Source organism: Lysobacter sp. 1R34A (genome assembly GCF_051217035.1).
Lineage (GTDB): Bacteria > Pseudomonadota > Gammaproteobacteria > Xanthomonadales > Xanthomonadaceae > Lysobacter.
Genome location: NZ_JBPKJP010000102.1, coordinates 1 through 13,877 on the forward strand (window position 1 = coordinate 1; position 13,877 = coordinate 13,877).

14 protein-coding genes are annotated in these 13,877 nt (G+C 69.2%); 6 read left to right on the forward strand and 8 right to left on the reverse strand.

Annotated elements, in window-relative coordinates; translation table 11 throughout:
* Nucleotides 1–1,281, reverse strand: a 1,281-nt coding sequence (hrpB, locus tag ACSAMQ_RS17290; RefSeq protein ID WP_435396847.1) for an ATP-dependent helicase HrpB, incomplete at its 3' end; no start/stop codon positions are given.
* A 21-nt stretch (nt 1,282–1,302) separates the two neighbouring features.
* A complete protein-coding gene (locus ACSAMQ_RS17295) occupies nt 1,303–1,773 on the reverse strand; it encodes a hypothetical protein (RefSeq protein WP_435396848.1) in 471 nt (156 codons plus the stop codon).
* A gap of 192 nt (nt 1,774–1,965) precedes the next feature.
* Between ACSAMQ_RS17295 and ACSAMQ_RS17300 the strand changes: the two genes are divergently transcribed.
* Nucleotides 1,966–2,760, forward strand: a complete 795-nt coding sequence (locus ACSAMQ_RS17300) for a TatD family hydrolase (protein ID WP_435396849.1) — start codon at nt 1,966–1,968, stop codon at nt 2,758–2,760.
* A 40-nt stretch (nt 2,761–2,800) separates the two neighbouring features.
* Here the strand turns inward: ACSAMQ_RS17300 and ACSAMQ_RS17305 are convergent, their stop codons facing one another.
* The gene (locus tag ACSAMQ_RS17305) at nt 2,801–3,253 is read right to left on the reverse strand and encodes a hypothetical protein (protein ID WP_435396850.1); all 453 of its coding nucleotides are present in this window, start codon (nt 3,251–3,253) and stop codon (nt 2,801–2,803) included.
* 325 nt (nt 3,254–3,578) lie between these two features.
* On the opposite strand from ACSAMQ_RS17305, the gene ACSAMQ_RS17310 reads away from it, so the two are divergent.
* Nucleotides 3,579–4,451: a hypothetical protein gene (locus ACSAMQ_RS17310; RefSeq protein WP_435396851.1), complete on the forward strand. Its 873-nt coding sequence runs from the start codon at nt 3,579–3,581 to the stop codon at nt 4,449–4,451.
* A 120-nt stretch (nt 4,452–4,571) separates the two neighbouring features.
* Here ACSAMQ_RS17310 and ACSAMQ_RS17315 read toward each other — a convergent pair whose 3' ends face one another.
* The 4 genes from ACSAMQ_RS17315 to ACSAMQ_RS17330 all read right to left on the reverse strand — a co-directional run bounded on the left by ACSAMQ_RS17315 (nt 4,572) and on the right by ACSAMQ_RS17330 (nt 7,655).
* Nucleotides 4,572–5,081, reverse strand: a complete 510-nt coding sequence (locus tag ACSAMQ_RS17315) for a hypothetical protein (RefSeq protein WP_435396852.1) — start codon at nt 5,079–5,081, stop codon at nt 4,572–4,574.
* Nucleotides 5,082–5,182: 101 nt separating this feature from the next.
* A complete protein-coding gene (locus tag ACSAMQ_RS17320; protein WP_435396853.1) occupies nt 5,183–5,410 on the reverse strand; it encodes a hypothetical protein in 228 nt (75 codons plus the stop codon).
* A 452-nt stretch (nt 5,411–5,862) separates the two neighbouring features.
* The gene (locus tag ACSAMQ_RS17325) at nt 5,863–6,672 is read right to left on the reverse strand and encodes an ABC transporter permease (RefSeq protein ID WP_435396854.1); all 810 of its coding nucleotides are present in this window, start codon (nt 6,670–6,672) and stop codon (nt 5,863–5,865) included.
* Nucleotides 6,669–7,655, reverse strand: coding sequence for an ABC transporter ATP-binding protein (locus tag ACSAMQ_RS17330; protein ID WP_435396855.1), 987 nt, complete (start codon nt 7,653–7,655; stop codon nt 6,669–6,671). The genes ACSAMQ_RS17325 and ACSAMQ_RS17330 overlap by 4 nt, the downstream gene beginning before the upstream one ends.
* 227 nt (nt 7,656–7,882) lie before the next feature.
* On the opposite strand from ACSAMQ_RS17330, the gene ACSAMQ_RS17335 reads away from it, so the two are divergent.
* From ACSAMQ_RS17335 to ACSAMQ_RS17350, 4 genes are all read left to right on the forward strand, one after another.
* On the forward strand, nt 7,883–8,629 hold the full coding sequence (locus ACSAMQ_RS17335; protein ID WP_435396856.1) for a ferredoxin--NADP reductase: 747 nt from the start codon (nt 7,883–7,885) through the stop codon (nt 8,627–8,629).
* A gap of 146 nt (nt 8,630–8,775) precedes the next feature.
* A complete protein-coding gene (locus ACSAMQ_RS17340; protein ID WP_435396857.1) occupies nt 8,776–10,329 on the forward strand; it encodes an alpha/beta hydrolase in 1,554 nt (517 codons plus the stop codon).
* A gap of 143 nt (nt 10,330–10,472) precedes the next feature.
* Nucleotides 10,473–11,219 carry an ABC transporter ATP-binding protein gene (locus tag ACSAMQ_RS17345; RefSeq protein WP_435396858.1) on the forward strand — a complete coding sequence of 249 codons (747 nt, stop codon included), beginning with the start codon at nt 10,473–10,475 and terminating at the stop codon, nt 11,217–11,219.
* Nucleotides 11,216–12,403, forward strand: a complete 1,188-nt coding sequence (locus tag ACSAMQ_RS17350; RefSeq protein WP_435396859.1) for an ABC transporter permease — start codon at nt 11,216–11,218, stop codon at nt 12,401–12,403. Before ACSAMQ_RS17345 ends, ACSAMQ_RS17350 begins: the two co-directional genes overlap by 4 nt.
* Nucleotides 12,404–12,547: 144 nt before the next feature.
* On the opposite strand, the gene ACSAMQ_RS17355 is transcribed toward ACSAMQ_RS17350, so the two are convergent.
* Nucleotides 12,548–13,591: a TonB family protein gene (locus tag ACSAMQ_RS17355; protein ID WP_435396860.1), complete on the reverse strand. Its 1,044-nt coding sequence runs from the start codon at nt 13,589–13,591 to the stop codon at nt 12,548–12,550.
* Nucleotides 13,592–13,877: the final 286 nt, after the last annotated feature.

Here is a 13,877-nt window from a genome sequence, read left to right on the forward strand (position 1 = left end):
GCCGGCCTCGAGCGCGCCGAGCCGCAGCAGCAGTTCGCGCGCAGCGCCCATCGCGCCGCCCGGCGGCGGGTCGACGAAACGCAGGCCGGCATCGCCCCAGGCGGCGAGCTCCAGCGCCAGCCCGGCCAGTTCGACCTGGACGATCTCGGGCCGGCGCTGCGGTTCGAGGCGCTGCGACTCGGGCCACAGCCGATACGCCCAGCCTTCGGCGACGCGGCCGGCACGGCCGGCGCGCTGGTCGGCCGAAGCCTGGGCGATCGGGACCACGTCGAGCCGCGAGAAGCCGCTGTTGGGGTCGTAACGCGGCTCGCGGGCGAGGCCGGCGTCGATCACCACCCGCACGCCGGGCAGGGTCACGCTGGACTCGGCGACGTTGGTCGCCAACACCACGCGGCGGCGGCCGTCGGGGTCGGGCTGCAGCACCCGGCTTTGCTGCTCGACCGGCAGTTCGCCGTGCAGGCTCAGCACGTCGATGCCGCGCAAGGCTTCGCTGCCGGCGAGCGCGGCCTGCGCGCGCGCGATCTCGCGCTGCCCGGGCAGGAACACCAGCAGGTCGCCGGGATGCTGTTGCACGCCATGCTCGACCGCGCGCCGCAGCTGGTGCTCGAGTTTCTCCTCGCGCCGCGCCGGGTAGTGCGCGACCGTCACCGGATAACTGCGCCCGGCGCTGCTCAGGCGCGGCGCATCGAGGAACTGGGCCAGGCGCTCGCCGTCGAGGGTCGCCGACATCACCACGATGCGCAGGTCGTCGCGCAACGAGGCCTGCACGTCGAGCGCGAGGGCCAGGCCGAGGTCGGCGGCGAGATGGCGTTCATGGAACTCGTCGAACACCAGCGCGCCGATGCCTTCCAGGCTCGGGTCGTCCTGGATCATCCGGGTCAGGATGCCTTCGGTGACCACCTCGATGCGGGTGCGCGCGGAGACTTTGTTCTCGAAGCGGATCCGGTAGCCGACGGTGTCGCCGGCGGCCTCGCCGCGTTGCCGCGCCATGAACTGCGCGGCGGCGCGCGCGGCGACCCGGCGCGGTTCCAGCATGACGATGCGCTGGCCCTGCAGCCAGGGCGCATCGAGCAGCGCCGGCGGCACCTGGGTGGTCTTGCCCGCGCCCGGCGGCGCTTCCAGCACCAGGCGCGGATGCGCGGCCAGGCTGTCGCGGATCGACGGCAGCAGGGAATCGATCGGGAATTCGGCGGCGTTCACGCGCGCAAGGATACGGTGCGCGGCGCCGATCCGGGCGCGCGAGCTGTACGCGCTTGCGATGCCGCTGCGGCCGCCCTGCATTGCTGCGCGGACCGGGCGCGCTCAGTCCTTGGCGAACTCGCCGCAGCCGTAAAGGAGGCGGCCACCGTCCTCGATATCGCCGATGAAGACCAGGATCGCCTGGCTGTACTTCTTGCGCTTGGTGTCCTGGCAGGGTTTGTCCTTGGTGCTCGGCGTGAGCATGACCAGCAAGGTCTGCGATTCGCCGGCGATGCTCTGGGTCCCGGACAGGGCGTACTTCGCACTCAGATCGAGCGGACCCGGCTCGGGCTCCACCGAGGTCAACGTGCCGTGGGCCGCACGGACTCCGCGCGGAAGGGCGAGATCGAACACCACTTGGCCGGGGCCGCTGCGCTTGAGCTGGATGCTCCAGCCGGCCTGACCGTAGTTGCCGCCGTCGAAGCCCGCCTTCGGAAAGTCGTATTTCGGCTTGGACTCGGCGGGTGCGGATGCCGGCAGGCCGGCGAGCAGCGATGCCAGTCCCAGCGCGAAGATCGTCGAGATGATGCGCATTGCGATGTCCCCATGGCGACCGGCCGGCCGCCTTCGAAGGGCATAACGCCGTGTCGCCGCCGTCGTGAATCGATTGCCCGCGACCGTCGCGGCGGACCCTGGCGCCGACCGTGCGGCCCGGGCGGCGGCGGAGAACTTGGGCTGGCCCGGCCCAGCGCCTACACTGCGCGCTGTTTCCGCGACACCAGCCTCATGCAACTGATCGACATCGGCGCCAACCTGACCCACGACAGTTTCGACCACGACCGCGACGCCGTGCTGCAGCGCGCACGCGAGGCCGGGGTGGCGCGCATGGTGATCACCGGCGCCAGCCGCGAGCATTCGCCGCAGGCGCTCGAGCTGGCACGCCGTCACCCGGGCGAGCTGTTCGCGACCGCCGGCGTGCACCCGCACCACGCCAGCGAATACACCGCCGAATGCGATGCCGAGATGCGCGCGCTGCTGACGCACGACGAGGTGGTCGCGGTCGGCGAATGCGGGCTGGATTATTTCCGCGACTTCTCGCCGCGCCCGGCGCAGCGGCGCGCCTTCGAGATGCAGTTGCAGACCGCGGTCGACATCGGCAAGCCGCTGTTCCTGCACCAGCGCGACGCGCACGCCGATTTCATGGCGATGATGCGCAACTTCGACGGCAAACTCGGCCCGGCGGTGGTGCATTGCTTCACCGGCACGCGCGAGGAGCTGTTCGATTACCTCGACCAGGACTGGTACGTCGGCATCACCGGCTGGCTGTGCGACGAGCGCCGCGGCCTGCATCTGCGCGAACTGGTCAAGCACATCCCGGCTTCGCGGTTGATGATCGAGACCGATGCGCCGTATCTGTTGCCGCGCACGATCAAACCGGCGCCGTCGCACCGGCGCAACGAACCGATGTACTTGGCCCACATCGTCGAGGAACTCGCCCGCGACCGCGGCGAAGACGTGGCGACGACCGCGGCCAACAGCACCGCCGCCGCCACCGCCTTCTTCCGGCTGCCGGCGGCGTGAGCGCGCACGCCGCCGGTTGAAGCCCCTCGGGCCGGCGAACTCAGTTCATGGTGAAGTTGCCGCAGCCCTTCCATACCTTCCACGGACCGAGCTTGGCCGGCGTGAGCACGACGACGTAGGTATACGGGCCGTATTTGCCGCGGGTGTTGCCCTTGGCGTCCTTGCACTGTTTGCCGAGCGGCACCGGCGCCAGCTTCGTGGTCAGGCCGGGCGCAGCGGTGCCGTCGCCGAGCTTACCGACCAGCAGGTAATCGCCCATGCCCGAGGCCGCCTTCTGCTGCAGCTTGCCTTTCAGCAGCCTCGTCGACTCCGGCACGGTCAGGGCATAGTCGATCGAAAAATCCTGCTGGGTGGTCATCGCCACGTTCCAGTCGGTGGCATTGCCGCCGCGGAAGACCGGCGCCGGGAAAGTGATCTGCTGGGCGGATGCGGACGCGGCTGCGAGAGCGGCGGCCAGGCCCAATCCGGCGACGGCGGCGAACATGATGCGCATAAGAGACTCCTGTAGGGGCGACGTGGTGCCGCCGATACCGCTACCAACGCAGCTTCACCGCCGCCGTGAAGCGCCGTCGTCGTGCCGGGCGGTGGCCCGTGGCCGCGATGAAGGCGAAACGACGGTGCGGGGAAGACTGCCGCGGCAACAGGAAAGGCGGCGTCAGCCTCCATCAACGCGGCACGGCGCGGCTTGAGGACAGCGTCCTGGGATGGCGACGGGACAGGCACTAGACTGAGCCGCCTTCGCCGGCCGTCGCGCGCCTTTCGCACGGCGCTGACGACCGCCTCCCTCGCTGCTCGCCTGCCCCGCAAGGACCGACTTCATGGATCACCCCGCATCGCGGTCGCCCGCCTGGTTTCCGCTCGCGCTCGCCGCCTGCGTGTTCGTGCTGACCGCTGCGTTCTTCCTGGTCTCGCAGATCGAGCATCCGCTGCCCGAAGGCGCCGACGGCGCCAGTTCGCAGCTGTTCGCCTGGCTGGAGTGGCTGTGCGGCATCGGCCTGTTGATCGGCGTCAACCTCGTCCTGGCCAGCGCGATCATCGCGCGCCGCGGCCCGCCGCGACGCGCCTGGGCCGCGCTGCTGGTCGCGGTGGCGCTGGTGTTCGGGCTGGGCTATCTGTGGTCGATCGCGGTGCTGCAAACCATGCAGGCTCTGAGCGACAGCGTGCCGGCGACCGAACTGTATCGCTGGCTGCCGCCGCTCAACGCCGCCAAGGTGGCGGTCACCTCGGCGATCGGTCTGACGATCGCCTTCGCGGTCGGCGGACGCGGCCCCACCCCGGTGGCCTGGAGCGGCGGGCAGCGGCGCCTGCTCGGCGCACTGGTCGCGTTCGGCGTCTGCACCGGCGTGCTGTTGCTGCTGCAGCACACCGCCAGCCGCTTCGCCGCCCTGAGCGACAGCGACCAGCGCCATGGCATGACCATCGCCGCGCTCGCGATCGGCGCCGTGCACGGCCTGTGCTGGGCCCTGCTGCCGGCGCGCCGCGGCAGCGGCACGATGCCGGCCCTGGTCTCCGCCCTGCTGACGCCGTTGCTGATCGTGCTGCCGGCGCTGCCGCTGGTGATCCTGGGCGACCGGCTCGGCATGGCCGAGCTGCTGGTGATCGTATTGCTGCTGTTGTTCGCCGCCCCGGTGCTCTCGGCGTTGCTGGTGGTGTGGCTGCACCGCCGGCGCTATCCGGCGGTGCAGGCCTGACGCCAGGGCCTGGATTGCACGGCGAGCATGCTCGTTACAGCAGGCCTCGTTACAGCGGGCCTCGTCATGCAGGCCCGCTCGCAGCGGGCGTGCGTTCGCTGAGGTAGGCGGCGCCGACGCTCAGTACACCGCGAGGTCGCCGCAACCGCGCATCGGCGGCAGGCCCTCGACGGTGACCTGCACGCTGTGCGCGTGCGGGCGGTCGCCGTCGTCGGTGCAGTCCTTGCGGCTGATCTCGACCACCATCGGCTTGGCGCCTGCCTTGGTCGCCAACTCGCCGCTGAGCACGATCGAAGAATTTGCCGCATCGGCCGGCGGGCCCTTGTAATCGACCGTGCCGCTGGCCCGCTCGCTGCCGCTGCCCCAGGTCAGCTCGACCTTGTGCGCCATTCCGCCGCTGGCCTGGATGTCGATGCCCCAGTGTTCGCCGTAGCCCTTGAACGCCGGCACCGGGCTGACCTTGCCGACCTGGTCGGCGCCGATCTTGCCCATCGGCCGGCCCGCCGGCCCCGGATCGCCCGCCGGCGTCGAGGGCGCGTCGGCGCCGACCGTGTCCTTGGCCTGGTCGGGTGCCGCGCAACCGGCGGCGAAGACGATCGACAGGATCGCAGCGAGAGGCATCAGGCGCATGGGGTTCTCCTGGGTAACGTGGGCCGGTCCATCGAGGCCGGTGCGTGCGAGGTTGTAACGCATGCGGAGTGCATGAGGGGTCAATGGCGGCAAGAACGCGTTCAGTCGCGGCTGCGTGCTGTACTGCCGTTGCCGTTGCCGTTGCCGTTGCGGTTGCGGTTGCGGTTGCGGTTGCGGTTGCGGTTGCGGTTGCCGTGAAGATGTTGCCGTTGCTGTGCGCCGATTCGAACTAGCGAAGGCAAGAGAAGACCCGGAGGGCGGCCTGCATGGATGCAGGCCGTTTTCATCGGGACAGGGATGTCCCGTATGAAAAATCCCTGCGAATGCATCGATCGTGCGGGCCCTTGATTCAAAACAAAGCAACTTCTTTGGTTACCTTTCTTTGTTGCTTTAGACAAAAGAAAGTAACCCGCCGCTTTAGTGGCGGAGGCTTTGGGTTTGATCTTGATCTTTGATCATCGTTCGATGAACGATGCGCCGCGAGACTGTCGCAGCGATGTCGCGGCTTGCGCCGCTCCTACCCTGACAGCCTGCGGCCGGCATCGACGCGATAATGCAAGGCCGCGGTCGCGACTCACGTCGCTCCTACAAGTCGCAACCCAAAGACAACGCGAGATCGGAGCACGGCGGTCGCGGCTTGCGCCCTCCTACCCTTCGCGAAAGTGCGCCGCTTCGATGGGCAACATTGGCGTTGTCGCCTCTACGCGTCCCGCGGTCGCGACTCACGTCGCTCCTACAAAGGCGGAATGCCGCGCTGCGAACCCCTCCAGCAGGCGCAGCCTCAGCTGCGCAAACCCACGCCCCGCTTGAGCAACCACAACGCCAACGACGACAACGCCACCACGAAACCGATCATCAAGGCGTATGCCACCCACAACGGCACGTCGCTGCTGCCGAGCAGGCCGTAGCGGAAGGCGTTGACCATGTAGAAGATCGGGTTGGCGTGGGTCGCCGCCTCGGCCCACGGCGGCAGCAACTTGACCGAATAGAACACGCCGCCCAGGTAGGTCAGCGGGGTCAGGATGAAGGTCGGCACGATCGCGACGTCGTCGAACTTCTTCGCGTAGACCGCGTTGACGAAGCCGGCCAGCGAGAAGATGGTCGCGCCCAGCAGCACGGTGGTCAGGGTGACCAGCGGGTGCGGCACGCGCACCGAGGTGAAGCACATGGCGATCAACAGCACGATCACGCCGACCATCAGGCCGCGCAGCACCGCGCCGGCGACGTAGCCCCACAGGATCACCCAGTTCGGCATCGGGCTGACCAGCAGTTCCTCGACGTGGCGGCCGAACTTGGCGCCGAAGAAGCTCGAGGAGATGTTGCCGTAGCTGTTCTGGATGACGCTCATCATCACCAGGCCGGGAACGATGAACTCCATGTAGCTGTAGCCGCCCATCTCGCCGATGCGCGAGCCGATCAGGCCGCCGAAGATCAAAAAGTACAGGGTCATGGTGATCGCCGGCGGCACCAGGGTCTGGCCCCAGATGCGCAGGATGCGCATCACCTCGCGGCGGACGATGGTGCCCAGTGCGACCAGGTTGCGGCGCATCGGGGTGGGTTCGGCGACGGCCGCGGGCAGGGTCTGGCTCATGCGGCGGTCTCCGTCTGGGCGGCCTCGGGCTGGTTGATCATGCGCACGAACAGTTCTTCCAGGCGGTTGGACTTGGTGCGCATCGAGCGCACCCGGATGCCGGCCTCGCCGAGCGCGGCGAAGACCCGGTTGAGGTCCATCGCGCGCGGCATCTCCAGGTCGAGGGTGTGGTCGTCGGTGGCGACCACCGTCGCGCCTTCGATCTGCGGCAGCGCCGCCGGCAGCACGCCGTCGATGTCGAACAGAAAGCCCTCGACGTCGAGCATCGCCAGCAGGGTCTTCATCGGCCCCTGCTGGACGATGCGGCCCTGGTCGATGATCGCCAGGTTGCGGCACAGGCTTTCGGCTTCTTCCAGGTAATGGGTGGTCAGGATGATGGTGGTGCCGGAGGCGTTGATCTCGCGCAGGGTCTTCCACATGCCGCGGCGGATCTCGATGTCGACGCCGGCGGTGGGCTCGTCGAGGATCAGCAGGCGCGGCCGGGTCATCATGGCGCGGGCGATCATCAGCCGTCGCTTCATGCCGCCCGACAGGGTGCGGCTCATCATCTGGGCCTTTTCCCACAGCTGGGCGCGCTTGAGCTCTTCCTCGGCGCGCTGCAGCGCGACGGCCCGGGGCACGCCGTAGAAGCCGGCGTAGTTGACCAGGATGTCGAGCGGCTTTTCGAACATGTTGAAGTTCAGCTCCTGCGGGACCAGCCCGATCAGGCGCATCGCCGCCTCGCGCTGGCTCGCCAGGTCGGTGCCGAAGATCGACACCGAGCCCTCGCTGAGGTTGACCAGCGAGCTGACGATGCCGATCAGGGTGGACTTGCCGGCACCGTTGGGGCCCAGCAGGGCGAAGAAGTCGCCCGGGGCCACGTCCAGGGACACGCCCTTGAGCGCCTGGACGCGGTTGTCGTAGGTCTTGCGCAATGCGCGCACGCGCAGGGCAGGCACCGGCTCGGCCGATGCCGCTGCGGACGCGGCCTGGGACTGGGTCATTCGGAGTGTTCTCGGGAAGCCTGCCGCGGGCCTCGCGGCGAATGCCTTAGTATAGGCGGCCCCGCGGTGGCGCTCCGGTCACAGACTGTTGCGAATTCCCGCGTTGCGCAGCGCCGCACAGTCCCCAGACTTTGCACTGGACGGCCGCCCGACCACCGCCCGGCCGCCCCGTGCGCCCGAACGCCCCCCGCGCCTCGCCAGGCACACGACCCAGAAGCTCGATCTCCATGAAGCAGTTCCCGCTCAAACTCGTTTCGCGCCGGATGCTGGCCCCGACCGTCGGCCACTACGTCTTCCTGCGCGACGACGGCGAGCCGCTGGACTACATCCCCGGCCAGTTCATCCAGGTGCACTTCCAGTACGCCGACGGCACCGCGACCAAGCGCAGCTACTCGCTGGCGACCATCCACGACCACGCGCTCGGCGCCGGGGAAACGGTCGAGATCGCGGTCAGCTACGTCGCCGGCGGCGCCGCGACGGCGCTGTTCGAGGGCATGGACGAGGGCGACCTGGTCCAGGCCAGCGGGCCGTTCGGCCGGTTCTGCCTCAACCCGGCCGACGCCAACCGCCGCTATCTGCTGATCGCCACCGGCACCGGGGTGACCCCGTACCGGGCGATGCTGCCGCAGCTGGAGGCGCAGATCCGCGACCGCGGCATCGAGGTGGTCCTGCTGTACGGCGCGCGTTCGCCGATCGAGCTGCTGTACGGCGACGAGTTCCGCGCCTTCGCCGATCGCCACCCGAACTTCCGCTTCGTGCCCTGTTTCTCGCGCGAGTTGCCCGAGCAGCCGCACCCGGACGTGCGGCACGGCTACGTCCAGCAGTTCCTGGAAGAGTTCGCGCCGAACCCCGACAGCGACATCGCCTACCTGTGCGGCAACCCGAACATGGTCGACACCTGTTTCGAGGCGCTCAAGGGCCACGGCCTGCCGGTGCCGCAGATCCGCCGCGAGAAATACGTCTCCTCGAAGTAAGCGCGCACGGCGCGACCCAGCGCAGCCGGCCATGGCGGCGAGCGCGCAGTCCCGTCAGAAACCGGTGCGTCCGGTCCGGTCACATTTTTCCCGTCGCCCCCGTCTGTCATTCTTGAAGGCGCACCGCCTGGGAACGAGAAACGGACATGCACCCACTTCGATACGGATACCGACCGCGCAGCCTCGCGGTCTTCGGGCTCGCCGCGATGCTCGCGGCGGCCGCACTGAGCGGCTGCGGCCAGGCCGGTTCGGCCGACGCCGGCGCCAAGCGCACCGACACGAGCGCAGCCAAGCGCCACTACGGCCGGATCGTGTTCGATCCGTGCACCCTGTCCACGCCTTACGCCAGCGGCACGATCGCGGCGCAATGCGCGCAGTTCGAAGTGCCGGAGAACGCCGCCGAGCCCAAGGGCCGCAAGCTCAAGCTCAACCTGGCCTGGTTGCCGGCCACCGACGAGGCCGGCGTCGCCGAAGACCCGGTGTTCTTCCTCGCCGGCGGCCCCGGCCAGGCCGCGACCGAGTCCTGGCCCAGCGTCGACGCGGCCTTCCGCGAAGTGCGCAAGCACCGCCACATCGTCCTGATCGACCAGCGCGGCACCGGCAAGTCCTCGCCGCTGGCCTGCCGCGACGCCACCGGCGAGAACGCGGCCCATCGCGACGAGGCCGCGCAGTTCGATGCCGCGGTGCAGGCGGTCGCTCGCTGCGCCCGGCAGCTCGGCGTCGATGCCGCCCGCTTCACCACCAGCGACGCGATTGCCGACCTCGACGCGGTGCGCGCCGCGATCGGCGCGGCCAAGATCGACTTGGTCGGCATTTCCTACGGCACCCGCGTCGCCCAGCAGTACGCCACGCGCTATCCGCAGCACACCCGCAGCGTGGTGCTCGACGGGGTGGTACCGAACGAGCTGGTGCTCGGCAGCGACCACGCGCGCAACCTCGACAACGCGCTGGCCCTGCAGTTCAAGCTGTGCCAGCAAGTCCCGGCCTGCCGGGCGCGCTTCGGCGCCGATCCGCGCGAACAGCTGCGCCAGCTGATGGCGCGCCTGCAGACGCCGGTTGAAGTCGACTACCGCGATCCGCACACCGGCGAACAAAAGCGCGCGCCGATCAGCGCGGCCCAGGTCGGCATGCTGACCCGGATGTTCTCGTATGCGCCGGAAGCCGCTTCGCTGTTGCCGCTGGTGTTGAACGAAGCCGACCAGGGCCGCTACGCGCCGCTGATGGCGCTGTCGAAGATGATCGAGAGCCAACTCAGCGAGGAGCTGAACTACGGCATGCAGCTGTCGGTGATCTGCGCCGAGGACGCCGACCTGATCCAGCCCGACCCGCGCGACGCCGATACGGTGATGGGCGATGCCATGACCAAGACCCTGATCGCGCAGTGCAAGGTCTGGCCGACCGGCTCGCGGCCGAAGGACTTCCATGCGCCGTTCAAGTCGAACCTGCCGACCCTGCTGCTGTCGGGCGAACTCGACCCGGTCACGCCGCCGCGCTACGGCGACCAGGTGGTCAAGCACCTGCCCAACGGCCGTCACCTGATCCTGCGCGGCCAGGGCCACGGCGCGCTGCGCATCGGCTGCACCCCGAAGCTGCTCGGCCAGTTCGTCGAAACCGCCGACGCCAAAAAGCTCGACGCGCGTTGCCTCGATGCGCTCGGCTATGTGCCGCCCTTCGTCTCTTTCAACGGCTGGGAGCCATGAGTCGATTCGGAATTGGCGGATGCAGGGCGACCGGACCAGCGCAGCGAATGCCCTGCGAGTCCCGAGTCCCGAGTCCCAAGTCCCGAGTACCGAGCCCCGAACTTCAGCTCCGCTCCCCGGCCCGAAACCCGAGTCCCGACACCATGATTTCAGCTCACGATCTGCATAAAAGCTTCAAGACCAAGACCGGTACCGTCCACGCCGTGCAAGGCGTCGACTTCGAGGCCCGCGACGGCCAGATCACCGGCCTGCTCGGCCCCAACGGCGCCGGCAAGACCACCACCTTGCGCATGCTCTACACCCTGATGCGGCCCGACCGCGGCGAAGTCCGCGTCGACGGCATCGACGCCGGCCGCGACCCGGCCGCGGTGCGGCGCGCGCTCGGCGTGCTGCCGGATGCGCGCGGCGTGTACAAGCGCCTGACCGCGCGCGAGAACATCGCCTATTTCGGCGAGTTGCACGGCCTGTCGCGCGGCCTGATCGAGGAGCGCACCCGCGCCTTGTCGCAGGCGCTGGACATGGACGACATCCTCGACCGCCAGACCGAAGGCTTTTCGCAGGGCCAGCGCACCAAGACCGCGATCGCCCGCGCCCTGGTCCACGACCCGCGCAACGTGATCCTGGACGAGCCCACCAACGGCCTGGACGTGATGACCACGCGGGCGCTGCGCGGCTTCCTGCGCGGCCTGCGCGAGGAGGGACGCTGCGTGATCTTCTCCAGCCACATCATGCAAGAGGTCGCGGCGCTGTGCGACCGCATCGTCATCATCGCCAAGGGCCAGGTCGTGGCCTCCGGCACCGCCGACGAACTGCGAGCGCTGACCGGCCAGGACAATCTCGAGGACGCCTTCGTCCAGGCGATCGGCAGCGACGAGGGCCTGCACGCATGAACACCTCGGCCTTTTCCGCCGTCTGGGCGGTGATCCGCAAGGAACTGCGCGACATCTCGCGCGACCGCCGCACCCTCGCCATGGCCCTGTTGATGGGTCCGCTGCTGTATCCCTTGTTCATGCTCGGCCTGAGCACGATCGCCGAGAAACGCACCCGTACCCAGCTCGACACCGAACTGCGGGTGCCGGTGCGCGGCGCCGAGCACGCGCCGAACCTGATCAAGTTCCTCGCCACCCAGAACATCGTCGCCATCCCGGCCCCGGCCGACCTGGACGCGGCGATCCTGAACCAGGACCACGACGTCGGCCTGATCATCGCCAAGGACTATGCCGAGAACTGGAAACTGGGCCAGCCGGCTCTGGTCGAGATCGTCCAGGACAGCACCCGCCGCGACGCCGAGATCCCGAACCGGCGCGTGCGCGCAGCGCTGGAGGGCTATAGCCGCCAGGTCGGCGTGCTGCGCCTGCTCGCCCGCGGCATCGCCGCGACCGTCAGCCAGCCGGTCAACGTCGGCGACCGCGACGTCGCCACGCCCGAGGCGAAACGCGGCCTGCTGTTGTCCGTGCTGCTGCCCTACCTGTTGATCCTGACCTCGTTCATCGGCGGCGCTTACCTGATCATCGACGCCACCGCCGGCGAACGCGAACGCCAATCGCTGGAACCGCTGCTGGCCACGCCTGCGCCGCGCTCGGCGATCGTCAGCGGCAAGATCGCCGCCGCCTGCCTGTTCGGCCTGCTGTCGCTGCTGCTGACCCTGCTTGCGTTCAAGCTCAGCGCGCAGATGAGCGACGGCGTGGGGCGCATGCTCGACATGAGCCTGCTGGCGATCTTCAAGATGTTGCTGATCCTCACGCCGATGCTGTTCATCGGCACCGCCCTGCTGACCTTCCTCTCGGCCACCTCCAAGAGCCTGAAGGAAGCGCAGAGCCACATGGCCTGGCTGATGCTGCTGCCGGCGGTGCCGTCGGTGGTGCTGATGGTCAACCCGCTCAAGACCCAGCTGTGGCAGTTCGCGGTGCCGTTCCTGGCGCAGAACCAGATGCTGCTCAAGGTCATCCGCGAGGAAGCGATCCCGGGCCAGATCTGGGCGGTGTACATGAGCACGGCCTTCGCCGTCGCGGCGTTGCTGTGGTTCGCGGCGGTGCGCCGTTACCACAACGAGACGCTGGCGATTTCGGGCTGATAGGCCACCGGCAGCCGGATCGATCCGGATCGGCTGCCTCGCCGCCCTGGAGCGAGTCGGTCGCCGCGACTTCCGGCGACTGCCAACAAAAAGCCCGGCTCGCGCCGGGCTTTTTGTTGGCGACAAGGGCGTACGCCGCGCGGATCAACCGCCCGGGTTGAAGCCGATCGTGCGCCGGGTGGTGACCTGGCTCGGGACCGGCTGGAACCGCCACTTGCGCACCGCATTGACGGCTTCGCGGTCGAACACGCGGGCCGGGTTGGAACGGACCACGCGCGCGGCGGTGACCGAGCCGTCGGTGCCGACGGTGAACTCGACCTGGACCTCGCCCGACTGGCCGGCGCGCAAGGCTTCCGGCGGGTAACGCGGGGCCGGCGTGGAGACCGCGCGCAGTTCGCTGGCCGGGGTCGCGGTCGACGCGGTCGACGCACGCTCGGTCGGGGCCGGACGCTCGGCGGTGCGCTGTTCGCTGGCGCGCTGTTCGGCGGCGCGTTGCTCGGCCGCACGCTGCTCGGCTTCGCGCTGCGTCGCCGCCTGGCGTTCGGCCGCCTGCTGGGTCGCCAGTTGCTGGGCGGCCTGCTGCTGTTGCTGCTGCTGTTGGGTCTGGCGCTGCTTCTCGACCTCGGCCTGCTTCTTGAGCTGCTCTTCGGCGGTGAGCTTTTCCTGCTCGGCGCGCTTGGCCAGGGCTTCCTGCGAAGCGCCGATGCTGGCCTTCAGGCGGGCGACCGCCGGATGTTGCGGGTCGGCGCGTTCGATCAGCGCGGCCAGGCGCTGGGCTTCGGCGAAGTCCTCGCGGCCCACGCTCTGTTCGGTCGCGATGACCGTCATCGGCAGCAGGTCGGTCAGCGCGCTCGAGGCCACGGCGTCGGCCGGGGCCTTCTCGCGCAGGGCGAGGTAGTACTCGACGGCGTTGTCCTCGGCCGGGGCGTACAGGCGGTTCTCCACATAGGCCTTGCGCGCGGCCTCGCGCAGTTGCTCGACCGACAAGGCCGAGACCTTGGCCGAGACCGCGGTCTGCGCCGTCACCGCCGGGGCGGTGGCCGCGGCGGCGGGCGACGCGTCCGTGGCGGGCGCGGCGTCTTCCTTCTTTCCGCAGGCGGCCAGCGCGCATCCCAGCGCGATCACGGCGGAGACCTGCTTTACAGCGGACAGCCGGCTGTTACGCCGGTCATTGTTAGCGACGATCATTGGCAAAAACTCCCCTGAAGTACGCGAGACCCGTCCGATACGGGGCCGGGCGCACGCCCGATAGGACGCGCTACAGAGCCGCGTTTGTCAAGCGTTCAGGTTGGCTGGGGGCCCCGGGATAGGCGTCAGACATGGAGTGTGCCACCCATCGCGGCCCGAACCGATACCAGGTGTGTCGGTTCGCGCCCCTGGCGCGACGAATTGCACAAATTTCGTCACCCGGCGGCGCGCCCGGCCGAGCGGCCCGGGGCGGCGTCGCGGCGATGCAACATCGGGCGCGGCGCGG